At 43.1% G+C, this 26,519-nt stretch carries 39 protein-coding genes and 1 pseudogene; 30 read left to right on the forward strand and 10 right to left on the reverse strand.

Annotated features, from left to right (window positions below):
* The first annotated feature begins 109 nt into the window (after nucleotides 1-109).
* From NYE37_RS03820 to NYE37_RS03955, 28 genes are all read left to right on the forward strand, one after another.
* Nucleotides 110-415: a hypothetical protein gene (locus NYE37_RS03820; RefSeq protein ID WP_340711787.1), complete on the forward strand. Its 306-nt coding sequence runs from the start codon at nucleotides 110-112 to the stop codon at nucleotides 413-415.
* The gene (locus NYE37_RS03825) at nucleotides 405-668 is read left to right on the forward strand and encodes a hypothetical protein (protein ID WP_340711788.1); all 264 of its coding nucleotides are present in this window, start codon (nucleotides 405-407) and stop codon (nucleotides 666-668) included. Before NYE37_RS03820 ends, NYE37_RS03825 begins: the two co-directional genes overlap by 11 nt.
* A gap of 143 nt (nucleotides 669-811) precedes the next feature.
* A complete protein-coding gene (locus tag NYE37_RS03830) occupies nucleotides 812-1,282 on the forward strand; it encodes a hypothetical protein (RefSeq protein ID WP_340711789.1) in 471 nt (156 codons plus the stop codon).
* A gap of 99 nt (nucleotides 1,283-1,381) precedes the next feature.
* Nucleotides 1,382-1,741, forward strand: coding sequence for a hypothetical protein (locus NYE37_RS03835; protein WP_340711790.1), 360 nt, complete (start codon nucleotides 1,382-1,384; stop codon nucleotides 1,739-1,741).
* Nucleotides 1,742-2,233: a hypothetical protein gene (locus NYE37_RS03840; RefSeq protein WP_340711791.1), complete on the forward strand. Its 492-nt coding sequence runs from the start codon at nucleotides 1,742-1,744 to the stop codon at nucleotides 2,231-2,233.
* A gap of 109 nt (nucleotides 2,234-2,342) precedes the next feature.
* Nucleotides 2,343-2,843 carry a hypothetical protein gene (locus tag NYE37_RS03845; protein ID WP_340711792.1) on the forward strand — a complete coding sequence of 167 codons (501 nt, stop codon included), beginning with the start codon at nucleotides 2,343-2,345 and terminating at the stop codon, nucleotides 2,841-2,843.
* A gap of 103 nt (nucleotides 2,844-2,946) precedes the next feature.
* Nucleotides 2,947-3,573, forward strand: coding sequence for a hypothetical protein (locus NYE37_RS03850; RefSeq protein ID WP_340711793.1), 627 nt, complete (start codon nucleotides 2,947-2,949; stop codon nucleotides 3,571-3,573).
* A 74-nt stretch (nucleotides 3,574-3,647) separates the two neighbouring features.
* Nucleotides 3,648-4,154 carry a hypothetical protein gene (locus tag NYE37_RS03855; protein ID WP_340711794.1) on the forward strand — a complete coding sequence of 169 codons (507 nt, stop codon included), beginning with the start codon at nucleotides 3,648-3,650 and terminating at the stop codon, nucleotides 4,152-4,154.
* On the forward strand, nucleotides 4,147-5,592 hold the full coding sequence (locus tag NYE37_RS03860; RefSeq protein ID WP_340711795.1) for a DEAD/DEAH box helicase family protein: 1,446 nt from the start codon (nucleotides 4,147-4,149) through the stop codon (nucleotides 5,590-5,592). The genes NYE37_RS03855 and NYE37_RS03860 overlap by 8 nt, the downstream gene beginning before the upstream one ends.
* A 15-nt stretch (nucleotides 5,593-5,607) precedes the next feature.
* Nucleotides 5,608-7,644, forward strand: a complete 2,037-nt coding sequence (locus NYE37_RS03865; RefSeq protein WP_340711796.1) for a phage portal protein — start codon at nucleotides 5,608-5,610, stop codon at nucleotides 7,642-7,644.
* A 47-nt stretch (nucleotides 7,645-7,691) separates the two neighbouring features.
* The gene (locus tag NYE37_RS03870; RefSeq protein ID WP_340711797.1) at nucleotides 7,692-8,273 is read left to right on the forward strand and encodes an HK97 family phage prohead protease; all 582 of its coding nucleotides are present in this window, start codon (nucleotides 7,692-7,694) and stop codon (nucleotides 8,271-8,273) included.
* A 45-nt stretch (nucleotides 8,274-8,318) separates the two neighbouring features.
* Nucleotides 8,319-9,647 (forward strand): phage major capsid protein, encoded by a 1,329-nt coding sequence (locus NYE37_RS03875; protein WP_340711798.1) that lies wholly within the window; start codon nucleotides 8,319-8,321, stop codon nucleotides 9,645-9,647.
* A gap of 66 nt (nucleotides 9,648-9,713) precedes the next feature.
* Nucleotides 9,714-9,917 carry a hypothetical protein gene (locus tag NYE37_RS03880; protein WP_340711799.1) on the forward strand — a complete coding sequence of 68 codons (204 nt, stop codon included), beginning with the start codon at nucleotides 9,714-9,716 and terminating at the stop codon, nucleotides 9,915-9,917.
* A complete protein-coding gene (locus NYE37_RS03885) occupies nucleotides 9,914-10,348 on the forward strand; it encodes a head-tail connector protein (RefSeq protein ID WP_340711800.1) in 435 nt (144 codons plus the stop codon). Before NYE37_RS03880 ends, NYE37_RS03885 begins: the two co-directional genes overlap by 4 nt.
* Complete coding sequence (locus NYE37_RS03890) at nucleotides 10,345-10,668, forward strand: phage head closure protein (protein ID WP_340711801.1); 324 nt, start codon at nucleotides 10,345-10,347, stop codon at nucleotides 10,666-10,668. Before NYE37_RS03885 ends, NYE37_RS03890 begins: the two co-directional genes overlap by 4 nt.
* A gap of 13 nt (nucleotides 10,669-10,681) precedes the next feature.
* Nucleotides 10,682-11,026: an HK97-gp10 family putative phage morphogenesis protein gene (locus tag NYE37_RS03895; RefSeq protein WP_340711802.1), complete on the forward strand. Its 345-nt coding sequence runs from the start codon at nucleotides 10,682-10,684 to the stop codon at nucleotides 11,024-11,026.
* Nucleotides 11,027-11,428, forward strand: a complete 402-nt coding sequence (locus tag NYE37_RS03900; RefSeq protein WP_340711803.1) for a DUF3168 domain-containing protein — start codon at nucleotides 11,027-11,029, stop codon at nucleotides 11,426-11,428.
* Nucleotides 11,429-11,432: 4 nt separating this feature from the next.
* Nucleotides 11,433-11,855 carry a phage tail tube protein gene (locus NYE37_RS03905; protein WP_340711804.1) on the forward strand — a complete coding sequence of 141 codons (423 nt, stop codon included), beginning with the start codon at nucleotides 11,433-11,435 and terminating at the stop codon, nucleotides 11,853-11,855.
* Between the two features lie 131 nt (nucleotides 11,856-11,986).
* On the forward strand, nucleotides 11,987-12,352 hold the full coding sequence (locus NYE37_RS03910; RefSeq protein WP_340711805.1) for a hypothetical protein: 366 nt from the start codon (nucleotides 11,987-11,989) through the stop codon (nucleotides 12,350-12,352).
* Nucleotides 12,349-12,660, forward strand: coding sequence for a hypothetical protein (locus NYE37_RS03915; RefSeq protein WP_340711806.1), 312 nt, complete (start codon nucleotides 12,349-12,351; stop codon nucleotides 12,658-12,660). Before NYE37_RS03910 ends, NYE37_RS03915 begins: the two co-directional genes overlap by 4 nt.
* Nucleotides 12,661-12,675: 15 nt before the next feature.
* Nucleotides 12,676-14,361 (forward strand): hypothetical protein, encoded by a 1,686-nt coding sequence (locus tag NYE37_RS03920; protein WP_340711807.1) that lies wholly within the window; start codon nucleotides 12,676-12,678, stop codon nucleotides 14,359-14,361.
* Complete coding sequence (locus NYE37_RS03925; protein WP_340711808.1) at nucleotides 14,358-15,230, forward strand: phage distal tail protein; 873 nt, start codon at nucleotides 14,358-14,360, stop codon at nucleotides 15,228-15,230. Before NYE37_RS03920 ends, NYE37_RS03925 begins: the two co-directional genes overlap by 4 nt.
* 12 nt (nucleotides 15,231-15,242) lie before the next feature.
* Nucleotides 15,243-16,403: a Gp37-like protein gene (locus tag NYE37_RS03930; protein WP_340711809.1), complete on the forward strand. Its 1,161-nt coding sequence runs from the start codon at nucleotides 15,243-15,245 to the stop codon at nucleotides 16,401-16,403.
* A 14-nt stretch (nucleotides 16,404-16,417) separates the two neighbouring features.
* Nucleotides 16,418-17,326: a hypothetical protein gene (locus NYE37_RS03935; RefSeq protein ID WP_340711810.1), complete on the forward strand. Its 909-nt coding sequence runs from the start codon at nucleotides 16,418-16,420 to the stop codon at nucleotides 17,324-17,326.
* 2 nt (nucleotides 17,327-17,328) lie between these two features.
* Entirely contained in the window at nucleotides 17,329-17,658 is a 330-nt protein-coding gene (locus NYE37_RS03940) for a hypothetical protein (RefSeq protein ID WP_340711811.1), read from the forward strand.
* Nucleotides 17,648-17,902, forward strand: a complete 255-nt coding sequence (locus NYE37_RS03945) for a hypothetical protein (RefSeq protein ID WP_340711812.1) — start codon at nucleotides 17,648-17,650, stop codon at nucleotides 17,900-17,902. The genes NYE37_RS03940 and NYE37_RS03945 overlap by 11 nt, the downstream gene beginning before the upstream one ends.
* Nucleotides 17,899-18,111 carry a hypothetical protein gene (locus tag NYE37_RS03950; protein ID WP_340711813.1) on the forward strand — a complete coding sequence of 71 codons (213 nt, stop codon included), beginning with the start codon at nucleotides 17,899-17,901 and terminating at the stop codon, nucleotides 18,109-18,111. The genes NYE37_RS03945 and NYE37_RS03950 overlap by 4 nt, the downstream gene beginning before the upstream one ends.
* Before the next feature lie 90 nt (nucleotides 18,112-18,201).
* Nucleotides 18,202-18,894, forward strand: a complete 693-nt coding sequence (locus NYE37_RS03955; protein WP_340711814.1) for an N-acetylmuramoyl-L-alanine amidase family protein — start codon at nucleotides 18,202-18,204, stop codon at nucleotides 18,892-18,894.
* A 45-nt stretch (nucleotides 18,895-18,939) separates the two neighbouring features.
* On the opposite strand, the gene NYE37_RS03960 is transcribed toward NYE37_RS03955, so the two are convergent.
* The 10 genes and pseudogenes from NYE37_RS03960 to NYE37_RS04005 form a co-directional block, all read right to left on the reverse strand.
* Entirely contained in the window at nucleotides 18,940-19,191 is a 252-nt protein-coding gene (locus tag NYE37_RS03960) for a hypothetical protein (RefSeq protein ID WP_340711815.1), read from the reverse strand.
* Complete coding sequence (locus NYE37_RS03965) at nucleotides 19,188-19,463, reverse strand: hypothetical protein (RefSeq protein WP_340711816.1); 276 nt, start codon at nucleotides 19,461-19,463, stop codon at nucleotides 19,188-19,190. The genes NYE37_RS03960 and NYE37_RS03965 overlap by 4 nt, the downstream gene beginning before the upstream one ends.
* Before the next feature lie 17 nt (nucleotides 19,464-19,480).
* Nucleotides 19,481-20,308 (reverse strand): ParM/StbA family protein, encoded by an 828-nt coding sequence (locus NYE37_RS03970; protein ID WP_340711817.1) that lies wholly within the window; start codon nucleotides 20,306-20,308, stop codon nucleotides 19,481-19,483.
* Nucleotides 20,308-20,517: a hypothetical protein gene (locus NYE37_RS03975; RefSeq protein WP_340711818.1), complete on the reverse strand. Its 210-nt coding sequence runs from the start codon at nucleotides 20,515-20,517 to the stop codon at nucleotides 20,308-20,310. The genes NYE37_RS03970 and NYE37_RS03975 overlap by 1 nt, the downstream gene beginning before the upstream one ends.
* Nucleotides 20,518-20,672: 155 nt before the next feature.
* On the reverse strand, nucleotides 20,673-20,936 hold the full coding sequence (locus NYE37_RS03980) for a hypothetical protein (protein ID WP_340711819.1): 264 nt from the start codon (nucleotides 20,934-20,936) through the stop codon (nucleotides 20,673-20,675).
* Nucleotides 20,937-20,952: 16 nt separating this feature from the next.
* Entirely contained in the window at nucleotides 20,953-21,345 is a 393-nt protein-coding gene (locus tag NYE37_RS03985) for a hypothetical protein (RefSeq protein WP_340711820.1), read from the reverse strand.
* Between the two features lie 117 nt (nucleotides 21,346-21,462).
* Complete coding sequence (locus NYE37_RS03990) at nucleotides 21,463-21,675, reverse strand: hypothetical protein (RefSeq protein WP_340711821.1); 213 nt, start codon at nucleotides 21,673-21,675, stop codon at nucleotides 21,463-21,465.
* 44 nt (nucleotides 21,676-21,719) lie between these two features.
* Nucleotides 21,720-22,211, reverse strand: a complete 492-nt coding sequence (locus NYE37_RS03995) for a hypothetical protein (RefSeq protein ID WP_340711822.1) — start codon at nucleotides 22,209-22,211, stop codon at nucleotides 21,720-21,722.
* Nucleotides 22,212-22,512: 301 nt separating this feature from the next.
* Nucleotides 22,513-22,875, reverse strand: a pseudogene (locus tag NYE37_RS04000) (SLC13 family permease); the annotation flags it as partial.
* Nucleotides 22,876-22,890: 15 nt separating this feature from the next.
* The gene (locus NYE37_RS04005; protein ID WP_049720501.1) at nucleotides 22,891-23,826 is read right to left on the reverse strand and encodes an AEC family transporter; all 936 of its coding nucleotides are present in this window, start codon (nucleotides 23,824-23,826) and stop codon (nucleotides 22,891-22,893) included.
* 424 nt (nucleotides 23,827-24,250) lie between these two features.
* Here NYE37_RS04005 and NYE37_RS04010 point away from each other — a divergent pair, with 424 nt between their 5' ends.
* Nucleotides 24,251-25,213: a sugar kinase gene (locus tag NYE37_RS04010; protein WP_049720500.1), complete on the forward strand. Its 963-nt coding sequence runs from the start codon at nucleotides 24,251-24,253 to the stop codon at nucleotides 25,211-25,213.
* Nucleotides 25,214-25,217: 4 nt separating this feature from the next.
* Nucleotides 25,218-26,513: an MFS transporter gene (locus tag NYE37_RS04015; protein WP_049720499.1), complete on the forward strand. Its 1,296-nt coding sequence runs from the start codon at nucleotides 25,218-25,220 to the stop codon at nucleotides 26,511-26,513.
* Nucleotides 26,514-26,519 lie beyond the last annotated feature (6 nt).

Here is a 26,519-nt window from a genome sequence, read left to right on the forward strand (position 1 = left end):
AATGTTGCGGATATATTGCGCGTTTGCTTGGTGAAGAAGTTCGCGTAAAGGCGAAAACTAAGGTTAAATTTATCCAACTTGAACTTTTTAAATAAGAGGAGGGGTTGCGATGGGCAGAAGCCAGAAAATGAAGGGAAACAGGACAGAGCGCGAATTTGCAAAACTGATAGGCGGCCGGAGGGTTCCGCTTTCCGGTTCCGCCAAACATTCAGGCCAAGAATATACCGGTGATGTAGAGGGGTTGGGGATGCGCTGGGAGGTGAAAGCCAGAAAAGATGGATTTAAAACACTTTATAAGTGGTTATCAGAAGAGGCTGTAGACGGTTTAGCGATTAAGGCGGATAGGAAAGATTGGCTTGTTGTGTTGCCTTTGGATACTTTTTTAGCTATGCGGGAGGGAAAAGATGAGCGTTAACAGAGCATGGGCGGAAATGGTCAAAAGAAGCAAACCGGAACAGAAACAAGAGAAACAGGCGGAACGTTCAGCCAATCCTAATAAACAAGTACGTGTGATGTTGCCGGAACAGTTAACGCCGCGAGCGTTAAAAGTTACCTTTGATAGTCTTTTTTCGGCGGTTCCGTTGGAGTTGTTAGATTGTGAGGTTCAGCAATTCACCATTGATGATGACAGAGTATTTTTATGCATTAAGAACCGACAGGAACAATGAACCGTTCTTAATCTTGGACGATTTGAAGAATAGACAAATTTTAATTATAGACCGGGAAACCGGTGAAATAGTGAGGCGGTTTAGTCGGTGGGATGGAATAAACGCTATGAATGAATATAAAAAGTTACTAGGAGTGATTGAAGATGAATGAACGCTTTATTTTATATTATGGCGAAGATTACGGGCGGGTATATGACACGGAAACAAAAGAAAATGTTTATCTCCTTAATGGGCTAACAGAGGAAAATAAAAAGCATTTGCAGGATATCACAAAGTTGCTAAACGCGGCATTAATCACACCGCCACAAAAAAGCGAACAGGCGAAGCAAGAAAAAACGGAAGGTATGGGTGATTATGAAGCGCTAGGACGCCGGATTGGTCAGCTAGTGGATAGAAAACAAGCAGAGTATGGAGACAGTTGGGGCAAATCGGCGGATATCTTGAGGGTTTTATATCCTGAGGGAGTGAAGCCGAGCGAATATCATTATATGTTAGGCATCGTACGTATTTTGGATAAGTTGTCGAGAATCGCGAATGGAAACCAAGGAGAAGAAAACGCATGGGCGGATATTGCGGGATACGGGCTTTTGGGCTATTTCGACACATATAAATAAATAATATATTATGCGTAACGCATTATTTTTTACGTCTATAAATTGCGTTACGCATAATTTTTTGATATTATATATGCAAGATGTGAGGAGGAGCAAAAAATGAGTTTTCGAGATTGGAAGTTAAGACATTTAAAGGAGTGCAAAGAAAGTTTAATTAAGCTTGAAGTGTTATTAAAAAAGGTTAAAAACCAAAAAACTAAGCAGGCGGCAGATAACCGCCGCATTCTAAGAGGGATGAAGCGGGATTTATCATATGCGGTAGAGTGGTTGGAACTAGGTTATGAGCCGCCGGCAAAAACAGATATAAGCCGATATAGCAAAAGGCGTAGGGAATTATTGATTGATGATTTTAGCCGGATTCATTTTGAAAATGACGACTTGACCAATCCGTGGCCGGGGAACGAAGAAGATTTCCGCGAATATTGGAGCGATTACATGAGGTTATACGGAGGGGATTAAATGCCGGATATAGGCGTTAAAGTTTTTGGCGGAGAGGATAAAGCATGCTTGGTTGTTGATTATGAGACGGAAAAGGCGGTCATACTTCCCGGACGGGAATTTAGAACCGCTTGCGGAATCGCTGAGCGAATAAATAGGCTTTTGGCGGAAGGAGAAAGACAAATCGCGGAGGAATATAAGAAGTCTTTTGAATGGTTGAAAGAGCACACCGACGAATTGAAAGAGCCGACGACACGGAGGAATTATATGCCTTTCGCACCTTCGGATGTTCCATTGCTTGTTCAAAACGCGTTAGAAGATTATAAGAAGTCTAGCAGGCTAAGCGAGTTTGAGAAAGCGGCTATAAACCGAGCGTTAAAGAAGCTTTCCCCGTTGGAAATAAAGGTTTTTATTCTTACATCCGTTTGGGGGCTGTCTGTTCGTGAAGTCGGAAAACTGATAGGTCAACCGGTTTTTAGTCAATACAACCGGATTAGGCGCAAGCTCGGGTAACAGATGCAACTAATATATGAGAGGAAAAGGCGGAGACTTATTTTTTTAACCCTCTGTCTATGCGTTCCGCAATAAAAGCCGCCTTTTCCTACTCGGAGGGTGAGGAGAAATGAAAAAAATCCATAGCTTCCAAGAGAAATTAAAAGAAGGAGAAGCTTTTGAACGTGAATTAGATAACCATTTTTCTAAATGGTATCAGATAGAAAAAGTAAATATAAAAACTCAACGGAAAATGGGCATAGACAGGATATTTAAGAATAGATTTGATGGGAAAATAATTAAAGTTGAATATAAAGCCGATTCAGCGGCCGGGAAAACCGGTAATATATTTGTTGAAACAATAAGCAATTCCAAAAGCGGCGCGGAGGGTTGGGCGATTAAATGCCAAGCGGATATAGTTATTTATTTTATTCCGATGACGGGCGAATTGATAGCTGTTAGACCAATTGATATATTACTTAACCTTCCGCGGTGGATAGCCACATATAAAAAAGCGCCTGCTTTTAATTCCTCTTATCGGTCATTCGGGCGGTTGGTTCCGATAGAGGAATTTAAAAAGCAGGCAGTGTATACAAGAAAAATTAGCATAAAACAAGCTGAAGCAAGTTAAGGAACGCTCAGCGTTCCTTTTTTTAGTATGAATTTTTATTTTCCGGTTTGCAACAGGAAATTTAAAACTCCCTGAAGAAATGAATTTCGGGGAGGAATGCAATATGGAGACAATAAAAGATATAATGGAATTTCTTAATAAGAACGAAGGGACAATAAGTGCTTTGTTAACGCTCGCTACAATCACATTAACTTATCTCACTGTTCTTGCAAACTGGAAGGCTGTAAAAGAAATGCGATTGACGAGATTAGACCAAGCAAGCCCGAATATAACCGTATACCTAGAACGCGATTTAACATATCATGTTGTTAATTTGATTGTTGAAAACTCAGGTAACGGGACGGCGTTTGATATCAAATTTAAAAGCAACCCAATTATAGATATCTATCCTGATGAGGAACACCCTTTAAGCAAAAGCGCATTATTTAATAAGGGGATTAAAACGCTATCGCCCCATTATAAGAATAAGGTCTTGTTTTATTGGGGCGGTAGGGAATTGGTAGATGTTGTTTATAAAATCGACGTTGAATATAAAGATGTCAACGGGCGGTTATACACCGGACAATTTGAACTTGACATAAAACAGTTTGACGGAGAACTCAGGATTATTGAAAATAAGGAAATTAAACAGTTTCAAGAGATAGCGAAACAGCTTAGGCATATATATGGTGTACATAAAGGGATAAAAGATGAAATCAGCGGAATAAAAAAAGAATTGGCGAAAAAATAAAAAGCGGAAGAAACAGTATAGAACAGGCGCGAAATCACGCCTGTTTTTATTTCGGGAAAAGGAGGGTTGCAAATATGCCTGTCGGATATTCTGCGAAATGCAAACTTTGTAATTCGATGCATAGAGCGGAAGTTGAAAGATGGATTAAAGAAGAAGGTTTAAGTCTACGCGCGGCCTCCGAAAGGCTAAAAGAAGAGCATGGGGAAAAGATTGGCCATGTTGCGATTAGCCGGCATATGAATGAACATTTTGATGTTAAGGCGGAAGCCAGGCGTCAATACGCGAAAAGCCAAGCGGAAATGAGCCGGCAGGTAAACAAGAAGTTATCGGAAGTAGAAATGTTAGATAATATAGCACGCGAAAATTATGACTTGTTCTTGGCTGTTCGTGCGTGGATTGGTGAATTAGTAGAGAAGAAAGGGAAATTGCCTAAGTCGGCGGTGGATTTATTAGCAACAACCGCCGCGGAAGTACGTCAACAATTGAAGCAAAAAGCCGAATTATTAGGCGAAGATACAAAAGATGATGTATTGGCGGATATCGCGGAAATTGTAGCTAGCGAGTGGACGGACGATGAATGAAGAACAGCGAGTAAAAATGATTATAAAGAAATCGAAAGATAACCCGGTTTGGTTTGTGCGGCATGTGTTGAGAGTAGAACCGCACGAATGGCAAAAAGAAGCGTTAACGGCTATTAGCAAATATGACCGGTTAGCAATCCGGGCAGGGCACGGCGTAGGAAAAACGGCGCTTGAATCGTGGCTTATTCTATGGTTTTTATTTACGCGGCCTTTCCCGCGTGTGCCTGTTACCGCGCCGACCAAACAACAATTAATGGATGTTTTATGGTCGGAGGTTTCAAAGTGGCTGGATAAATCACCGCTTTTGAAATCTCTGTTCCAGTGGAGAAAAACGCGAATTAATAATGTTTATCATCCTGAAAATTGGTTTGCAACAGCCAGAACAAGCAATAAACCAGAGAATTTGCAAGGGTTTCATGAAAAGCATTTGTTATTCATCATTGATGAAGCGTCAGGGGTAAGTGATGAAATTTATGAAGCTATCGAAGGGGCATTAACAACAAGCGGTGCAAAACTTCTTTTATGCGGAAACCCTACGCGTACATCCGGGAAGTTTTACGAGGCATTTCATAAAAACCGCGAATTGTATTATGTAATGAAGGTTTCCTGTTTGGACTTATCACCGCGACAAGTCAGCCCAAAATACGCGCAACGAATCGCGAAGGAATACGGCAAAGACTCGGATGTATACCGGGTGCGTGTTTTGGGTGAGTTCCCCAAAGTTGAAGCGGATGTATTTATACCTATTGATATTGTGGAACAAGCAACAATGAGGGAATTATTTTCATCTGAGAAAGAGCGACAGGAGCATTTGAAGGAAAACGTCTTGCATATTGGTGTTGATGTCGCACGGTTCGGGAACGATGAAACAGTCATTGTCGCTCGCATTGGTTCCGTTATGCTCAAAATAGAAATACACGCCGGGCAGGATACCATGAGAACAACCGGCGCCGTTTGGCAGTTGGCACGGGATTTAATGAGGGAATATGATAAAACAAATTGTTATATCAAAGTGGATGACGACGGGATAGGCGGCGCTGTTACTGACCGGTTACGCGAACTAATAGATGAAAACAAGGCGGAGGGAATAGAGGTTATCGATTGTCACAACGGGGCCAGCGCGGATGATTCGGATAGATACGATAACTGGGGTTCGGAAGCATGGGCGGAATTTCGCCAGTTGCTGAAAGACGGGAAAATAACATTATTGGATGATGAGGCGTTAATTGGTCAATTAACCACGCGCAAATATAAGATTACGAGCAAAGGGAAAATCAGACTTGAATCTAAGGATGAGATGAAAAAACGCGGGTTGCGTTCACCTGACAGAGCCGACGCGGTTATATTAGCTTTCAAAGATGCAGAAACTACGGCTTTTTATGCTGATGAAATCGAAGAGGATATAACAGATGATTCTTTCATGTGGGAAGTTATATAGAAAGGGGGTTTAACCGTGCTTGATTGGTTTGTTAAGGATAGCCGGCAAACGTCATTAATTACGTGGAACCGGCACGCACAAAGAGGAGAAGCAAACGAACAGTTGATTAATGCTGGGTTCAAATTAAATGCGGTTGCCTCCGCTTGTATTAAGCTAAAAGCAAAAGCGGCTACAAACGGCGCAATTCTCCGCGTATATAAGCGAATGAGAAACGGCGAAAAAAGGGAAATTACTAATCATTGGTTGCTGAAAGTATTGCAACGGCCTAACCCTTTTTTGTCGGCTTATGAACTGTGGGAATTGACACATATTTTTTCTGATACATCCGGTAATTGTTTCTGGGAATTGGTCAGACGCGCAAATCACCCGTCCGCTGAAGTGGTGGAAATTTACCCTATGCGACCGGATAGGGTGGAAATCATTCCGGACTCAAAAAATTTAATTGCTGGCTATGTCTACAAAGTCGCAGGCAGGGAAGTCAGATTTGAGCCATGGGAAGTGTTGCATTTCAAACGTCCCAATCCTTTAAATGACTTCTGGGGCGCTTCCCCTTTGGAGCCAATAGCGCGAGAATTAGGGATTGATAACGAAGCCAATGACTTCACGGAAACATTTTTCAAAAATAACGGTGTGCCTTATGGGTTGCTGATAAAAGAAGATAAACGCGTTACGGAGGCGGAAGCGAAAAGAACACGCTTACGCTTTTTTAATTGGTTCAAAGGGAAAATGCGATTTGTTCCGCCTGTCATAGGGAACGGCTTGAAGTTCATGCCTTTGTCGCTGGACTTTCAAAAGATGGATGTAAAAACTTTACGTTCAATTTCAGAGGCGCGAATTTGTGGCGCGTTTGGTGTTGACCCTGTGTTAGTTTCCGCCTATGTAGGTATTGAACTTGGCGGCAAATACTCCAACTACCAAGAAGCGCGCCGGCATTTATGGGAAGAAACATTAATTCCTGAATTACGGCGCTTAGAATCAAAAATCACCAGTCAACTATTAGTGACTGAGGGTTTATTTTGTGAATTTGATTTGTCGGGTGTCGAAGCGTTACAAGAAAACGCGAACGATAACGCAACACGGGCGGTTTCGTTGTTCCAAGCAGGAATATACACCTTAAACGAAGCGCGCGAAGAAATGCAAAAAAATAAAGATGACCAATTAGGGGATTTGTACAAATGGCAAATTGACCGGTTGCAAACCGTTGAAGTTTTGGATAATCAGCCGGAGCCGGTAGAAGAGGACGAGACGGAAAATAAAAGTTTCACCCTAAAAAGCGCGGACATTAGCGGGTATCTGGAAGACATGAGGCGAGCACAAGAGCAGTTAGAACCGGTATATACCGGGCAGTTGCAAAAGGTGTTTTCGGAACATGAAAAAGATGTTTTGGATGTGTTGAACAAAAAGGATTTATCCGCTGAAGAATTAGCCGTATTGTTAGCGGCAATCAAAGCGCTAATCCCTCGATGGGGGAAACGGGTAGAAAGGATTGTTCGCGCGCTGATAACGGCCGGTGTTGAAGTGAGCGGAACGATTACAAGCAACTTGATGGGAAACGAAGAATTTAAGCCGACTAACTCTGAGATTGAAAAGTATTTAGACGAGTATTTACCTAAATTTATCCGACAATATGAAAATGTGACATTAGAAGAAATAGCAGGCGTTCTAAGAAGGGCGCATGATGAAGGCTTGAGCATTCCGGAGGTTAGGGATTTAATCAAAGAAAAGTTTAAGCAATTCAGCGATAACCGCGCTTTGACTATTGCCAGGTCCGAAATTATCCGCTCGAGTAATGCCGCGGCGAAAATGACGTATCAGAAAGCCGGAATCAAAAGGCTTGTTTGGCATACGCATGCGGACGAAAGACGCTGTCCATTCTGCAAGAAATTTCATATGAAAGAAATTAATATTGATGAAAGCTTTGCAGAACTCGGCGATACGATAACCGCGGAGGATGAAACCGGTCAAATGGTAAGTTATACAGTGGATTTTGCGCCGGTAGAATTCCCTCCGTTGCATCCTAATTGCCGTTGTGCGCTAATTCCTAAATTATAAAGGGGGTGTGAATCATAGAGGAAAAAGTCTTTAAAGAATTTAGCGGGGTGGAGTTTAAGGCATCAGAGGAAGAAAAAGGTGTTATTGAAGGGTATGCCGCGTATTATAACAATATCGACCGGCACGGGGATATTATCGAGCCGGGGACATTTAAGAACGCGCGAAAGGTTCCTATCTTTGGTTATCACGACCCAAGGGAAGGCGTAGGCGTCGGCGAAGTGAAAGAAGATAAAAACGGTCTCCGCATTAAAATGCGACTTGCTATTAATGCCGAGTCTGAGCGCTTGAGACAACGGGCGCTTGAATATTATTCAATGGTTAAGGAAGGCATTATTTCCCGTATGTCGGTAGGATTTATTGTTAACAAAGCCGAGGAAGACATTAAAGAAATCAATGGTCAAGAACGCTTTGTAAGAGTTATTAAGGAAGGGGAGCTATTAGAAGTCTCTCTTGTTCCCATTCCCGCAAATGATAAAGCGCGTGTTACTAACGTAAAAGCTTTGGAAGATAGGATAGAAAAATTGGCGGCAGAAAATGAAGAATTGAAGAAAACCAACGATGAATTAAGAAGCTATAAAAAACAGGTGGAACAACTACAACAAAGCTTATATCAAATGGGCTTTTTATGATGTTCATTAACTTTACGAATCGCAAAAATAGGAGGTTAAAAAATTATGAAGTGTAAATATGGCGATAAAACCAAAAATGAAAAATGGGCACTAGAAGTAAAGGATTTACGGGCTTGCGGTTGTCCGTCGTGTGAAGTTATCGCGGACAAAAAAGAATTAGAAGAATATCGGAAATACAAAGAAGAAAAAGAACTGCAAGAACAAGCACAAAAACAAGCGGAAGAAATCGGAAAACAAATTGTCGAAGCGCGGAAGCGGGTAAAAGAAGATTTTGACCAACTTGTTGCAGAAAACGTTAATAAATTTTTGGAGGAAAAAGGAATCAATTTCTTAAATGACCCTTTCAGAAAGCAGGTAGAGCAAAAAATGTTTTATCCAATCGCTAGCAAACGAGTAAATATTAATACACGTTATGGCCGGGAACAGTTAAGCCCGGAGGTTAAGGATTTTATCTATTGGGCGGCAACTGGACAAAGTGAATTTAAGTCATTAGACACAAACGTGGCGCCGGGTTCTTATGTTGTGCCGGATGAAATGTATAATCAAATTATCGCCGAACGTGACAAACGTTCAATTATGCGGCGGGCAGGCGCTGAGGTTGTGCCGGTTAACTCTGGAAAAATTTCTGTTCCCGTGGAATATAACAGCGGGGATGGCGGCTGGAGAACGACAGAACAACAAGCGTTTACTGAGTCTGACCCGACATTGAATGAAGTGGTATTAGACCCTCATGACTGGGGACGTATTATTAAAGTTTCTAACAATATGTTCAATGATTCAGCGCTGAACATCGCCGATTACTTAGCGCGATTGTTCGGGCGCAACTTGGCGAAGGCTGAAAATGCGGCGTTTATTGCCGGCGATGGTAACGCCAAGCCGACAGGTTTAAGCAGTTCCACAGGGCAAATGATTCAACACACGCCGGCGAGCGGCGCGACAATTAAAGAAGCGGTGCAAGGGTTGTATTTCTCGTTGCCTGAAGACTTACGCATGAATGCGGTATGGTTTATTCATCCTCATCATTTAGAGAAGGTTCTCTCTGCGCTTGGTACGGATTGGGTAAATTCGTATCGTGATGGTATGCCGTTAACCATTTTAGGGCGTCCAGTATTTGAAGCGCCGAATATCCCGGCAATCGACACGGACGATGTAACAGAAGGAGTACAAGAAGGGCATGACATCTATTTTGGCGACCCGTCATATTATTTTATCGGTGAAGCGTCTAACCTTGTTATTGAGCGTTCTACGGAACGGTTTTTCGAATATGGGCAAACTGCTTTCCGTGCGGTTGCGCGTCTTGATGGTAAATTGGCAGGTTCTACAACCGCCGGAGAGTTCCAACCGTTTGCATACGTTAGCGCATTTGTAGACTGATTAGGATTAGACCGCTTGTTTTTTATCAGGGCGGTCTATTCTATTTGTCTTTTTGGAGGTGAAAAAATGCGTTATATCGCAAATACCGCGATTAGGAAAGAAAAGCTATATAAAAAAGGCGAAGAATTACCGGTTAGTGTTTTTGGTGAAGACGTTTTAAAGCGATTAGCCAATCAAAAGGTAAAAGCTCATGGCAAAGTATACCCGGCGGTTATTGTCGAAGAAACGAAAACAACAAAGAAAACGAAAAAGGGGAGCGCTAAGAAATGATATCCCCTAATGCATTCATCACTGTTCAAGATGTAAAGGATTATTTGAAGATTGAACATGATTTAGAAGACGCTTTATTAGAAAACCTTATTAATCGCGCAACTGACATATTAGAAAAAGAACGTTATTTCAAAGGGATAAAAGAGCGAGAATATACAGAAACACACGATGGAGAAGGGACGCCGGAAATATTTTTGCTAAATTATCCTGTAACAAATGTTACAAGCGTAAAAATCAACGGAACACCTATAAATGATTATCAGGTTTCAAAAGATAACGGCGTGTTGAAATATGCCGGGATATTCCCTGAAGGTTTTGGGAATATAGAGGTTTCGTATACAGCCGGTTATAATCCTGTGCCAGAATCTTTTGTAGCCGAATGCATAGATATTGTGGCTGACTTATACGAGAACAGGAGCGGTAAGCGATGAACGCCGGGAGACTAAAACACAGGGTAACCTTGCAAGAAGAGGTTAAAACGCCGGATGGCGGTGGCGGTTCGGTGGTCACTTGGCAAGATGTGGCCACGGTATGGGCTAGTGTAGAGCCGTTAAAAGGGCGCGAGTTATACGCGGCGCAACAAGTGCGCGCAACTTTAACGCATAAAATAATTATTCGTTATAGACCGGATATAAGCGTTAACGTTAAGATGCGAGCAGTTTATAACAATCGAATATTTAACATAACATCCGTTATCAACGAACAGGAAAGTAACAAAACGTTGCAACTGCTAGCCGAAGAATTTATTTAAAGGCGGTTGAAATATGCGAGTAAATATAAAAGTATCCGGCGTTAATAAAACAATGAGGAAGTTTGAAGAATATACAGGGGTTGTTTCTAGAAAAACATCCGAAGCAGTAGAGAAAACCGCATTAGATATTGAGCGTAGAGCAAAAACAAAAGCGCCGGTTGATACTGGCCGTCTAAAAAACTCTATTCATACGGAACCACGCGGGGAATACTCGCGATGGGTTGGCACGAATGTGGAATATGCTGTATTCGTTGAGTTTGGAACGCGTAAAATGAGCGCGCGACCGTATTTTTACCCGTCTGTTCAGGAGGTTATACCAGAATTTAAAAAACGATTAGAAAAGGCGGTTAAAGAATAAATGAAGTCGGCAGGCTGGGAATTACAAAAGGCTATTTATTCGCGGCTTATTAACGATACCGCTTTAACGGAAAAAGTAACCGGTATTTTTGATGACGCAAACGGACACGCTGTTCCCTTTGTGACCATTGGGGAAATGTCGGCGGTCGACTGGTCGACAAAAACGGAACCGGGGCAAGAATTCATTGTTACTCTTCATACATGGTCAGAATATCCGGGTATGAAAGAAGTAATGGAAATTCACGACTTGATATTACAAGCAATTACGCGGGAACCGTTAGGGGCTAGCGGTTCTTTTTATTTTCACTTTACGCGATTGGTCAGTGAACAAACACTTAGAGACCCAGACGGCGTAACACGGCACGGCGTTTTGTCGTTAATGTTTAATACAGAGGAGGTATAAACAAATGGCGGTTAAGGAGCCAGGCGTAAAAGCTTTATTGTACATTGAGACAGCGGCAGACACATATACCCTTATTGGAGGACAGCAAGACGCGACATTGAACCGGGAAACTGAAATTATGGAAGGGTACGCTAAAGATGATAACGGCTGGATGACAAGAGACGCAGGCGCTAAAAGTTGGAGTTTAGAGATGAGCGCGTTTTTGCCGGCGGATGATGTGGCTTATGATTTTCTGGAAGATGCATGGGAGAATAACCAAGCAATCAAAGTAAAACTTGAGCGACCAAACGGGGCAATTTACGAGGGGAACGGCATTATTAGTGAATTGCCTGTTGAACATCCGGTGGATGAATATAGCACGTATTCTTTGACCATTGAAGGAACCGGAGCATTAGTAAAAACAGCAACGACAACAACGACATCATAATTTAAGTTACCTATAAGAATCTTATAGGTAACTTATTTTTGTTTATTCTGTCTTTTTTGGTGGATTATCACTATAAAAACAATTATAGGTTTCCTATAAGTAACCTATAAGTAATTTATAGGAGGTTAAAAATGAGTAACAGACGCGGTTATGTAAAAGTTGAATTGGATAAAACGCGCTATTTTAAATATGACATGGACGCATTAGAAAGGATTTGTGAAAAGACTGGTAAAGGCCTAGTGGAAATTCTGGAACAAACCGAAAAGCTGACTATTAGTGATTATAAGGTGATAGTTTGGGCTGGGCTGTTGCATGAAAACCCGAAATTAGAAATAGACGATGTAAATAAAATTGTTGACGGGCAAATTTTGAAAGCTTTCGGGTATGCTATGAAAGCTTTTGCGCTTTCTTTAGGAGCGACAAAAAAAGACATTGCGCAAGGGATGGAACTAAAAAAAAGAATGAACAAGACGAAGCGGCGACATGGGAGGAAATGAAAAGAATTGCATATGGTGAATTGGGTTTGAAACCGGACGAATTTTATTCATTGTTATACATCGAATTTATAGAAATGGTCGACGCCTTCGTTATCGCGGAACAACGCCGGCAATTACTCGAAGATAAGCGGGCGGCGTTTATTGTTGCGGAAATTACTAATGTATGGCGAAAGCGGAAGGTCAAACCTGAAGACTACACCAAAGAAGGAGAACGGCGCTATTTACAGAAAATCAAGCCAAATCGCAAACATACAAACGAGGAACGGAAACAAATATTAAAAAGCTTGGAAGAGAGATTAGGAGGCTAGAAAGGGGGGCGGGTAGTGGCCATTTCAGAAGTTTCTACTATTGTTTCCGCAAATATTAAACCGTTTGTTTCGGGGATGCGCCGAGTTCAGCAAACCTTGCGTGAAATTTCCCGGAGATGGCGCGAAGCAGGAGAAACCATGATTGATACAGGGGAAAACCTTACGGAAGGGCTAAGTCTCCCTTTTATGATTGCTGGGGGAGCGGCTTTTAAAGCGGCTGGAGACATTGGCGCTGGAATGTCGATTATTCAAGGATATGTCGGGAGTTCGGCAAGCGAGGTTACAAAATGGGGAGAGGTAGCAAAGAGCGTTTGGAGTAGCGGGCTAGGCGAAGATATAAACGAGGTGGCAAATGCTGTAGGGTGGGCGCATACTCAGTTTAGAAACCTGTCAACGGTTCAAATAGAGGGGCTCGTTACTGATGCTTTGGCATTATCGCAAGTCATGGGAGAGGATGTAACAAGCACTTTAGAAGAAGTTAAGGAGATTACCCAAGAATACGGGGTAACAACAGAACAAGCAATGGATTTAGTAGCCGCTGGGTATAGCGCGGCTTCATTAGAAGGGCAAAATTTAGCTATGCGGCTTCAACAGGTCAAGGGAAGAGCGGATGAAGTAACAGCGGCCGCGAACAGTTCACCATGGGTGGAGCTATCGGGAATATGGCGTCAGGCGCAGTTAGAATTGCAACCGCTAGGGGATTTACTTCTGGATATTGCAGAAAGACATTTGCCTACGCTTGTAAATTGGATAAAACAGGCGGTTAGCTGGTTTCAATCGCTCAGCCCAACCACACAAACATTTCTGCTTATTTTATCCGGCTTAGCAATCATATTGCCGCCTATTCTCATTACAATCGGAGCGCTTGTAATGAGTGTCGGCGCGCTTGGTACGGTGTTTAGCGCGTTACTATCGCCGATAACGTTAATTATTGCGGCCATTGTCGCAATTGCGGCGGCGGTTATTTATGCTTATAACCGATTTGAAACGTTCCGCAACATAGTAAACAACGTAATGAATGTAGCGAAAGTTATTATCCAAAGCGCGTGGAATGCAATTAAAGCCATTTTTACCGGTGCTGTAAATATTATCATGGGTATTCTAAATACGTTTAAAGGTTTGTTTACCGGTAATTGGTCGGCAATGTGGAACGGAGTGAAACAAATCATACGCGAAGCGCTTCAGATTGTATGGAGTGTTTTTAAATCTTTAGGGCTTGATAAATTGACTAGCGGCGCAAAGGAACTAGGAAAAAAAGTTTGGGACGCAATTAAAAACGCGTGGGATAAAGTGAAAGATAAAACGCGCGATGCTTGGAATAGTATAGCAAACTCCGTAAGAAATGCGGCTAACCGTGTAATTAGTAGCATCAACAGTATTATTAGCAAGCTAAACAGTTTATTCAGTTTCCGTATGCCTTCATGGTTGGGCGGCGGTAGTTTCTCCCTGAACATCCCGAAGATTCCGGGGCTTGCTTCTGGGGGCATCGTTTCTTCTCCTACGCTAGCAATGATTGGGGAAGGGCGAGACAGCGAAGCGGTTTTACCGCTTAATAATAGCACTTTTGATGCTTTAGGTTCAGCCATTGCCCAAAGATTAGGCGGCGGGGGAACAACGGTTAATGTTTATCCCAAAGAAGCAACTTTAGATGAAAGGAAATTAGTAAAAACCTTTAGACGGGCTACAGGGTGGTATTTATGATAGAACGAATTTCATTTATTGATACCCATGGGAACGAAACCCTATTAACTGACCCGCCGAACATAAAATATTTATACGGGCGAACAGGAGCATTTATAACAGAGTTTGACACCATCGAAGAAAAGACACCGGGACGTCCCGGTGTCAAATTGCAAGTTATGACTATTGAACCGGTAGAGGTTGAATTGCCGTTTAGAGTGCGCGGAAGTAATGCGGCTGATTTGTGGGGAAGATTGCGCCGGATGAGACAGGCATTTAATCCAATGTTAGGCGATGGTTATTTGAGGGTTACCTCTCCCGATGGGGTACAGCGTGAAATGAAAGGGCGTTTTATTGATTTTATCGTGAAAGAAGATAGCAAAAGCTCATTTTACAATGATAATATCCCTTCGTTTCAGGATATCCTGTTAGTTTTTAAAGGGTTTGAAGGGGTTTGGGAATCAACGTCAACAATAACAAAAACTTTTACTACTGGTAGTGTAGTCAACTTTTTTCCAATCCTCCCTTTGCGGCTGGCTTCTTCTACAGTCTTTTCAAGTGACAACGTGACGAATAACGGGGATTTAGAAGCTTATCCGGTATTTACTATCACCGGGCCCGGAAACAACATAGCTTTAAATAATTTAACAACATCTAAAACCATTTCATTTAGCGATTTAACATTAAGCGTCGGCGAAACCTTGACCATTGATACTAAAGCTGGAACTATCGTTAAAAATGGATATATTGAAGCATATTCAAGTTTAGATTGGGGCTGTTCGCTGTGGCCATTAGTTCCGGGAGAAAATAAAATTTCAATCGAGATGAGCGGAGGAACTGAAAATTCAAGCGTGGTTATTTCTTATAAAGAAAGATTTATCGGGTTATGACGGGGTGTATCTATGAATCAATATGAAATCAAAATCAGGGACAATGATTTAAACATTGTCGGCGAAGTAAAAGAATTTACTAGCTTAAAGCTGAAAATGTCTTTTTGCGACGTCGGAGCGTGGAAGTTAAAATTACCGGCAAAAACTCGTGCTGGGGAAAAGTTTATAGACTTATTGAAAGCCGGCGGAGGAAAAGCCGGTATTGTTGTTTTTAAAAACCAAACGCCGATATTTTCAGGAGTAATCCGCGGGCGGGAGAAAGACACGGACTATAGCACAAAAACAGACGAGCTGATTTTAACCGGTAACGACGATAATTTTTTATTGGCCATGCGTTTAGCAGTTCCTAAAAATGCAAACGGAGAAAACCGAGAACCATACAATGGCGAAGACTACAGCATTTTCACTGGAGCGGCTGAAGCAGTTATTAAAAATTATGTTCGTTACAATGCGGCTGATTTAGCTTATCCTTCGCGGAAAATTAGAGGTTTGACCGTTGAAACAAACAAAGAGCGAGGAACGCAGGTTATCGGACGGGCGCGTTTCGATAATCTATTAAAGCTTTGTAACGAGTTAGCTACAAAAGGTGGCATTGGATTTAAAACCATCCAAACCGGAAACGGACAAACTGAATTCATGGTCTTTGAGCCGAAGGATAAAACAAAAAGTGTTGTTTTTTCGAATCTGCGCGGAACTTTGCAAGCCATTAACTACCGACAAAACGCGGCGACAGCTAATTTTATTATTGTTGGTGGCGGTGGTGTAGGTGTAGACCGTTATTTTTCATGGGCAGGCGATGAACCGAGCCGGAGTTTATACGGGACGATTGAAGAATTCATAGACCAGCGTCACACAACAGACAAGCAAGAATTAAACGAAAAAATCTATGAAGAACTAGCAAAGAAAACCGAAGAAATAAGCGCCGAAATCAAACCGAGAGAAGCGCCAGGAACTGTTTTTGGTGTCGATTATGACATCGGGGATAGGGTAACGGTTGAAGTTGACGACGAAAAATTTAGCGACATTATCAGAGAAATTAATATTGAATTAACCGAAGATAAAGGCGAGGAAATAACACCGGTTATAGGAACGGCAGGAGTCGGGACGACATTTAGACTATTCGATAATTACCGGAATTTAGAAGCGCGGATGATGAATTTAGAGAAGATTTAAAAGGGGGTTAAAACGTGGCTAAATTTTCTTTCCCGTTCGACGATAGCGCAACATACGAAGAACAATGGGCGCGGATGGCGAAGGTTTTCGCCGGAACAGGAGTTAATACGGTTAGGCATTCATCATTGCGCGATGAATTAAAAGTATCAGCAGACGGAACGGGGCTATATGTGGATGTGTCACCCGGTGAAGCTTGGATAATGGGACATTATTTTATAAGCGACGCGACCGAGCGGCTAAGCATCGCGCCGAACGATGGCACAACTGCAAGGCGTGATTTAGTTATTTTGCGCTTGGATTGGACGGAAAATAATATCGACTTAGCAGTATTACAGGGAAGCGACACTGACCCTGCATTAACTCAAGCGCTTGGGGTGAGATGGGAATACCCACTTGCGCGTGTGCTTGTTCAGCCGTCGAGTGTGAGAACTTACATTGCGGCATCTGACGTTCAGGAAATGCGAACGGTCATTACTAGTTATGGACTTGCGCCGGCTTGTCGTGCGTATTCTACCGCTGATGTATCAATACCAAATGCCACGTGGACTTCTATTCCTTTTGATGTTACATCGTTTGACGATAACTTTTTCTTCAACTCTTCGAATAATACAAGGTTAACGATTCGGACAAAAGGGGTTTATTCTATTTCAGGGACTGTGAAATGGGCAGGGAATTCAACGGGCATAAGAAGCATTAGAGTCAATAGGTACAGTGCGGCTTCCGGCACGTTGTCAGAAGTTGCATGGGATACTACTTCGGCGGCCGACACGACACAAAAAGCGAATCAAGTTAATACACACTATTGGCTAAACGAGGGGGACTATCTAACCCTAGACGCTTACCAAAATAGCGGGGCGGCATTGTCCGTTTTAAGTTCATTGTTTTATTCTCCCTGTTTATCTATTGCAAGGGTAGGTGATTAACAGTGAAAAGACTGGCTTTTGTCAAGGCAAACCATTTAGACAAATTATGTGATGAATTAGCCGCGGCTGGTTTAACGTTTTCTCCGACCGTAACGGGAAAAGGGGAAAACGTTTTTATTTATGTGCCTGAAACGGTGACAGATGAAGAAATACAAAAAATCAATGAAATTGTATCAAATCACGACCCGACACCGCCGACGCTCCCAGCATCACCGGATGAATTATTAGCACAAGCTATTTCATCGGCTACAACAATTGAAGAATTAAAAGCCGCATTGCTCGGAGATGTCAAGGAAGCGAGGGCGAAGGGAGCGCCGAAAAATGGAGGATAAGGAATTAAAAGAATGGTTAGCAAGGATGGATGAAAGACAATCGATTGTAATTTCTCAATTAGACAAGCTAGATGGCAAAATAGAAAGGCTTGATTTGAAACTAGAAGAAACAGACGACAGAAGCCGGGAAGCTTTGGCCATAGCGCAAGACATCAAAGACGAAAATAAAGCGGCAAAAAGGGTGGCATGGTCTGCGTTTGCCGGCGTAATTATTTCAATCTTAACAGGAGGGCAAATGAAATGAAAAGACTTTTCCGTGAATTGATTGATAGCTTGAAAGATGCAAAAGTTAAAGCGGCTGTAGTGGCTTATATTCCCGTTATTCTTTCCTCTTTCGGCATCGATTTGATGCCTGAACAAATGCAAATGCTTCAAGATATAGCATTAGGCGTTTTGTCTCTCGTTGGATTGATTGGCATTTTCTATAGTCCGAAAAAGGAGGGAAATAAATAATGTTTGATTGTTCAAATTGCCCGTTAAACGGCGAATGTTCGATTTGTCCGCTTTCTATGACTCTTCAACGAAAAAAGGAGGTAAAATGATATGGCATATATTTTTATTGATGCGGGACACGGTGGACGCGACAGCGGGGCGGTAGGTTTTGGGCTATATGAAAAAAATGTCTGCCTTGACTTGGCTAAAAAAATTAATAATCATTTCGGGGAATATAAAGACGCGGCGGTCAGTCTCACACGTTGGGATGACCGCTTTATTGATTTGAGCGAACGCGCGGAAATGGCTAATCAGCGTGGGGCTGATTTGTTTATTAGTATTCATAATAACGCGGCCACTCCCACAGCTAACGGGTTTGAAAGTTTCATTCACGATAACGCCGGTTCAAAAACGGCTAATTATCAGAATGTACTTCATAAACATATTATGGACTATTTAAGCCGCTACAACATCCGAGACCGCGGAAAGAAACGCGCGGACTTTGCGGTACTTCGCAATACTAAAATGTCGGCAATTCTTCTTGAAAATCTTTTTATCACCAACGAGAAGGAAAATAAACTGTTAAGAGATAATGAATTTTTGGATGGTTTAGCGGCGGCAATCGTTGCAGGGGTTGCCGATGCATTCGGACTTAAAAAGAAAGACACAACACAAAAGCCCATGTATCGGGTGACTGTTGACGGAGATGTTATTTATGACACAGCGTATGAAACGAAAATTACCGAAGCTGTAATGAACGCAGTAAGGGAAGAAGCGGAAGAAATCAGCGTGAAAAAGCGATGAACAAGAAAAAAACCAGCGGCCAAAAACGGCGGCTGGTTTTTTGTTTTATTCGGCGTTTTTCAGTAATAATACATCTTTTGCAAGGTATGCTGTGGCTTTTTCGGTTTCTTCCAATTTTTTGGCGATGCCTTCGACTTTCGAAGTCAAAATAAGAAGCTGTTCACTTAAATCTAGGTGCGATTCTTCGATTTGCTTTTTTAATTCCTCTGTCATAGTATTAAATCGCTTCTCTAAGGTTGTTAAAACCGTTTCAGCGATTAATGCGGCTTGTTCCCGTTCTTTCTCTGAAAGTTTCATCCAAAAATTCCCCCTAAGTCGTCTTTGTCAAAGTTCGGCTTTTCTTCCTCGGGTTCTGGTTCTTCCTGTTGCGGCAGTGGTTGAGCCGGAACAGCCGCAACAGGATAACCACCTTTGCCGTCAGGGTTCAATCTCATTTCCATGTATAACAGCCGCTTAAAATACGCGCTGTGGTTTGTTGAGACTTTATTTAAATACTCCCACATGTCACCTTCTTGCTTGTCGTCCAATTTAAAATTAATTGCAACTTTTTTTATATTCCCTTTGCTCATTTTTTACGCCTCCAAAATCAATAACCCATTACATCCCCCATTTTATAATAACCTCTTACATTTGCAAATTGCGGTGCTTCGACTGTATAGGCGTTAGGAAAATATTTTTGTAGTACAGGTGTTAGGTTTTCAGCTTGACCGCCGACGACTCTGACAGGATTATTTTTGTTCCATTTGGCTGATAATTCCCCGTGAAGTGTTTCGGCGATTCGTTCAAAATCACGGTTTTCTTTCCGGAGCGTATCCCATCCCCACGGGAGAGTAAGGGAAGATGGAGCAACGAAACGACGATTACGGAAGGTCAAGCAATTCACCGTGCGGCTTCCTAAGTCGATAACATGGGTTTCCTCTTCCGTTGCATCATCGAAGAAAGCGCCAGCGCCTTCCACCGAAACGCTGCAATTTCGAATAATAATTTTCCGCTTCTCTTCTCCGTATTTTGTATGCATAGTTACTTCATGCGAACCAATCAACATATTTTTCACTTCATCTTTATCCTGATTAAACCGGTCAAGCGGTACACCGGTTACTAAGTCAATAGGTTCGTAAGTCGAACCCAAACGAAACAGCGCAGTCAGGACAAAAAGCAATGTATTTTTTCCACCTTTGTTTTCATCCATCCGGCGTCCGCTGTCGCCATCAGCTACAAATTCTACAACTTCGCCGATGTAATGTTTTTCCCCGTTATACTCAATAACAAAATCATTAGGGGATGTTAAGACATCCCATTCCGTTTTATAGTATTTCGTAATCCAAGAGGGGAAAATAAGTGTTTTATATTTTCCTTTTCCGTCTGAAATAATGGATTTTACATAAGAACGGCCAGCGTCAACAGCAACTAACATTAAGACCACCCCTTCATTGTTTTATTTGACTTTGTATGTAAACCCTTTGCCGTTACACTCGAAACACTTACCAGCGCGGAAATAGATGTATTGTTTGAGCGTTTTTTTCCGGAGCATTTCGGACATTTCATTTTTTTAATTGGTTCTGCCTTGCGCTTCGGTTTCAAATCGATTGCTAAGATTTCATCAATAGTAAAATCATTTTCCATCTTGCATTTCCCCTTCTTGACTCTTGTGGGTTTCCGATAGGTTTCTAATCGGTAACTACATAATCTATTATAACAGTTTCTTTGCGGAATGCAATACCTAAATTCAAAAAAAGTTACTCATAGTAAACCTATGTAACTTTTTTGGTTGCCTTTAATCACTCTAATTCTAGGTTTAATCGTTCGCCGTAGTGGTTTTTAACAGCGCGCAAAAAGTCAGAAACTTCTTTGCTCATTTTCTCGCGTGTCTCTTTGATATTGCCGGTGGTGTTTAATTCTTGGTCGAATTCATAAAATAACGCGGCGTACTTTTTAAAAGTCTCCGTCAATTCACCATAAACATAATCATCAAGATTTTTAAACTGCTCGGCGGTTTTATAAAGTCTTTTCAAATCATCGTTAAACTTTTTCATTTCGTTCATCATATTCACGGCTCCTTTATATATAAATATATTTAACTTCTCTTGTTTCCCAATCCGTATATTTAATTTTGCTCCTCGGTTCTTCTTCCGTGCTTTCCGGTTCTACTTCATCTTCTGGTTCATTGTCAAGAAAAAAGACGCCGTTGTTTTCTGTTATGGATTCTTCAAAATCATCCGGTATTTCGTAGCTTTGAATTTCCTTTTTCACCACTTCTAAAATAGCTCGCCGTGCTTCCTCTGGTTCGCTGAATTTGATATATTTCTTTTCTCCTACCAGTATATCCGGACGTAAGAAACCGCTGGTTGCCTTGGTTATGCGAACATGAAAATAACGCCTTGACCGTTCGAACTGCACATTTACGTCATATTTCCTCCTATCGCTCACGACTTGAAAAAACACCTCGTCCATGCGATTCCTCCTTTCATTTACAATATGTTGTCCGGCCTCCCCCCTACCCTATCGCCCCTCTCCGTTTTTTTGTCTAGAGTGGAGAGAGGCATAATAGAGAGTGGGGGAGGGGGTGGGTTAACAGTATTTGCTTTCAAATTCCAAGCATTCATCCAAGATTCGCTTAAAATACTCTGGTTCTTTGTTATAGTCAATCACGTTTAAAATGCTGATTAAATACCGTTGGCGCATGATTTCTTCAGCGGTCGGCTTTTTACCGCCACATTCACGACAAATTTTTCCGTCGGCTTTCCTCAAATCGTGGTGCGGTTCCAAACATTTACAATACATTTGAATCATCCCTTTCTTTGTTTTTGTCCAGAGGATAGAAGCCGTTAGGCTTCTATCCATCTTTTGATATATCGAATAACCGTTTTTACATTCTTGATGTCTCGGTGGTTCGCATATGCCTTCGTCGTATCTCCATATAATTCTTTATCCTCTTGTTTCCATCGTTCCTTATGTATTGTGCAACATTCATATGTTCCGTCTGGTTTTGCCCAAATGTTAATGTCGTAAGTAGAGCCCGTAATTAAAATATCGTCGCCGTAATCTCCATTATTGAACGAGTCACACTGAATATTTTCTTTTGCAAGAGCTTGATAAATAGGGTTTTCTTCTTCTGTCTCTTCCTCTGCCTCTTCTTCTACTTCTTCTTTCGTTTCCTCTTCAATTTCTTCTAAGTGGCCAAAGTTACTAATTGCAAAAATATCTTCTTCGGTTTCAATCCATACAGTTTTTTCATCTTGTGTATAGTCGTACAATTTGCCAATCATGACGACGTTGTTTGTTTCAACTTTTACCTTTTTGTCGAGCAGTTTTTCCATTTCGCATATCCCCTTCCTGTTTTCTTTGCGTTTCGCAATGTCTATTATTATAATAATTGCGATACGCATAAATGTCAACAAATAATTTTTTTGTTTTGCATATTTTTTGTTACAGAGAGAGGAAGGGGGAAATATCAGAACAAAAGGCGTAGGGGCTTTAATGTGGAGGGCTGACCGGCGCTGGGTGTTTTGCTCACATTAATGCTCACAAAAAAAGCGATAAACCCCGATAAAAAACAACAAACAATAAAATAAGCCCGTGAAAAAACAAACTATTCACAGGCTATTAATAACAAAAAAACGTTTCGATGTAACTGGTGGTGCCGTCCCCGTCCAGGGAAACGACCAGTGCAAGGACGGCCGTTCCCATGACGATCTTTGCCGGATCTCCTTTCACCGCCTTTAAGATTCTGGTTACGATGGGGTCAAACAAGCCGGCATCAATCATGATGCCAAAATAAAGAATCGCAAACAAAAGCATGATCCCGGTCGGTGCCAAATCTTTGATTCCCTCCAAAGCCATATGGCCCATTTCGGAAGCATGTCCGGTGAATACGGCAAAAAGGACCGGGATGATCATCAGTGCAATGAGTGTGGGCATCTTTTTCGACATGATCAGGTACATAAACAAAAAGACCATCAGGTAACCCGTGAGTGCAAGCATCATTTGCCCCTCCTGTCAAGTGGTGACCGGAAAAAGGATTCCGGCGAGATAAACCACCAGCGTGACCGTCATTGTGCTGAGCAAGGTGGTGATCATGACGGCCTGTGCAGCCAGATCGGGATGGTTGTTGTATTCCAAAGCCAAAATGGAGCTGTTTCGTGAAGTGGGGAAGGAACTGGCGATAAACAAGGATTGTGCGACCGTGCCGTCCAACCCCAGCAGGAAGATGATGCCGAGTGCGGCACCGGGCCCGATCACCAACCGGGAAAAAGTGCTCAGGTACAAAATCGGATGGAGTTTGCCGGGCCGGATGGTGGCGATTTGTGCGCCGAGCGTGATCAAAGCGACCGCCAGAAACGCGTTGGCCATGTTCCCGACCGGCCCCCACAGGATGGAGGGAATTTCGATCTGAAAACCGGAACAGATAAGACCGAGCAGGAGCGCATACAGCATGGGGAGTTTTAACAGCTCTTTGATCACGGATTGCACTCCGCTTTTGGCGCTCACCAAGTTGAAAATCCCGTAGGTGAAGGTGAGCAGGTTTTGAAAAATCATCACAAACAATTGAATGGAAACCCCCAGCGGATTGGCATGGAAAACCATCTGGCTGACTGGAATCCCATAGTTGGCCGAATTCATCAAAACCACACTGTTCTTATAGGTGGCCGCCGTTTTCCGGTCCATCTTCGTGACCCGGCTGATGATTTCGGTAAAGGAGATGGAGAAAGTGGAAAACAACAGCAAAAACAAGATGATTTGCCCGAAAATCGCCAGCGGCATGCGGCTTTGATAAATATTGACGAAGGTGTTGGCCGGCAAGAGGCAATACGTTAACAGTTTGGAAAAGGATTTTAAATGCAAAGCAAAGACTTTATGCAAAATCGCACCAACGGCCAGCAGAATCAACAGTGGCAGAATGATTTGCAAAAATATCAAGGACAAAACGGCCATCTGTTCTCCTCCTGTTCCTTCCGTTTGAGACTCCGATCATTGCATCCGGTGAACCCTCCGGGCAGCATTGGGAATGAGCAGAACCCTGTCCGGATCTGTGGAAGACACAGAAGGCGGGCTGGATGTTTTCCGGTTTCTTTTCACACGGCGAAAAATAAAAAACAACAATTTAGTTAATTATAACAATAAAAAATGGAATGAAAAATATATAAAATCGATAAATAATCCATACAATACACAGGATCAATGCAGAATACACAAGAAAAAATGTGGTATTTTTGAAATTTTGTATTGATCTCTTTGGGGATGGGTTTTATACTGAGATAAACCGTTTTACTAAATCGGTTTATCTATGATTTTGAAAGCGTTGTCTTTGGCTTCTGTTGAAAAAGGCGGGTAACAACCGAACAGGCGGGGTGGTGACATGCAGAAGTTGGATGTTGTGACATTTGGGGAAGCCATGGCCATGTTTATGGCGGATCGTCCGGGGCTATTGCATGAAGCCGGCCGGTTCACGCTTGGGCTTGCCGGTGCCGAAGCCAATGTGGCCATCGGCCTGGCCCGGCTGAATGTCCGGACCGGTTGGGTGAGTAAAGTGGGGAAGGATGCGTTTGGCAAGTTTATCATGAAGCGGCTCAAAAATGAAAGCGTTGACATCAGCAGAGTCCGGATGGATGACAAGCATCCGACCGGTTTCCAGTTGAAGTCGAAAGTGAAAGAAGGGGATCCGGAAGTTCAATATTTCCGAAAGGGATCGGCGGCAAGCCGTTGGGTGCCCGGCGACTTTGACAAAGCGTATTTTCTCAAAGCGCGCCACCTGCACATGACGGGGATCCCCCTGGCGGTGTCCGGGTCATTCCGGTCTTTTGCCCGTCAGGCTTTGGCGTTTATGAAGGAAAACGGAAAAACGGTTTCTTTTGACCCAAATTTGCGACCTTCCCTTTGGCCGTCCGTTCATGAGATGATCCGGCAAGTCAATCAATCCGCTTTTCAATGCGACTGGGTGCTGCCCGGCATCCGGGAGGGAGCGGTTCTGACCGGTTCGGACAAACCGGGGGAGATTGCCGATTTTTACTTGGAAAAAGGAGTAAAGCTTGTTGTCGTCAAGCTGGGGGAAGAGGGAGCCTATTACAAAACGGCATCGGAAGAAGGGACGGTTTCCGGCTTTAAGGTCCGTAAAGTGGTGGATACCGTTGGGGCCGGCGACGGGTTTGCCGCCGGATTGATCAGCGGACTCCTGGAAGGACTCGCGATCCGGGAGGCCGTGATCCGGGCCAATGCGATGGGGGCTCTGGCGGTGCAATCTCCCGGAGACCATGACGGTTATCCAACCAAGACGGAGCTGGATGATTATCTTGAAAAAAATGGGGAGCCCCGCAAGGAGTGATCACATGAAAACTTGGGCCGATCAAAGATGGATGCGTTTGATTCCCGTTGTTTTTATCACTTACAGTCTTGCTTATCTGGACCGTGCCAATTATGGATTTGGGGCCGCCGGCGGTTTGGCGGAAGATCTGAACATTACGGAAGGCACTTCCTCCTTGCTCGGTGCCCTGTTCTTTCTGGGGTATTTCTTTTTCCAAATTCCCGGCGCGCATTATGCGGAAAAGAAAAGTGCCAAAAGGTTGATTTTCTGGTCGTTGATTTTATGGGGCTTGTTGGCTTCCTTGACCGGACTGGTCAGCAATCTTTCTTTATTATTTGTCATCCGGTTTGCTTTGGGAGTGGTTGAAAGCGCTGTAATGCCGGCGATGCTTGTCTTCTTGAGCCACTGGTTCACCAAAGAAGAGCGTTCCCGCGCCAATACATTTTTGATCTTGGGAAATCCGGTCACGGTGCTGTGGATGTCCATTGTTTCCGGCTATCTGTTGGAAGCGTTCGGCTGGCGTTGGATGTTTGTTTTGGAAGGGATTCCCGCCGTTTTATGGGCCTTTGTGTGGTGGTGCGTTGTGGAAGATAAACCCGGGGAGGCCCGTTGGCTGACCGGACAACAAAAAGGGGAATTGAATCAACGGTTACAAAAGGAACAGGAGGATTTAAAACCGGTTAAAAATTACCGGGAGGCGTTTCGATCCAAGCCGGTGATTTTGCTCAGCATCCAATATGCTTTGTGGAGTATCGGCGTGTATGGATTTGTAATGTGGCTGCCGTCAATCATCAAAGCCGCGCCGGACATGGGGCTGGTGGAGACCGGTTGGTTGTCGTCTGTCCCTTACATCCTGGCCACGGCCATGATGCTTCTGGCTTCATACTTCTCTGACAAAATGTTAAATCGCAGTGCGTTTGTGTGGCCGTTTTTACTGGTTGGCGCCGTCGCTTTTTACCTTTCATATGCCTTGGGAACCGACCACTTCTTGCTTTCTTTCATCCTGCTGGTGATTGCCGGCGGCGCGATGTATGCCCCGTACGGACCGTTCTTTGCAATTATTCCGGAAATTCTCCCCAGAAATGTGGCGGGGGGAGCGATGGCACTGATCAACAGCATGGGAGCCTTGGGGTCGTTTGTCGGCGCTTATGTGGTCGGGTATTTAAACGGTGTGACGGGAGGATTTGGTGCTTCCTATATCTTCATGGCGGGATCTTTGCTTTTGGCCGCGGCCCTCACACTTTGGGCGGTCCGTGCAGCCCGAAAGGACAAGCTTTCCGGCCGCCGCCCGGATGTTGTTTATGCGTCGGAAGAAGGATAAAGGGGG

Origin of the sequence: Thermoactinomyces sp. FSL K6-2592 (genome assembly GCF_038006465.1) — a bacterium.
In the GTDB taxonomy this organism is placed as follows: Bacteria; Bacillota; Bacilli; order Thermoactinomycetales; family Thermoactinomycetaceae; genus Thermoactinomyces; species Thermoactinomyces vulgaris.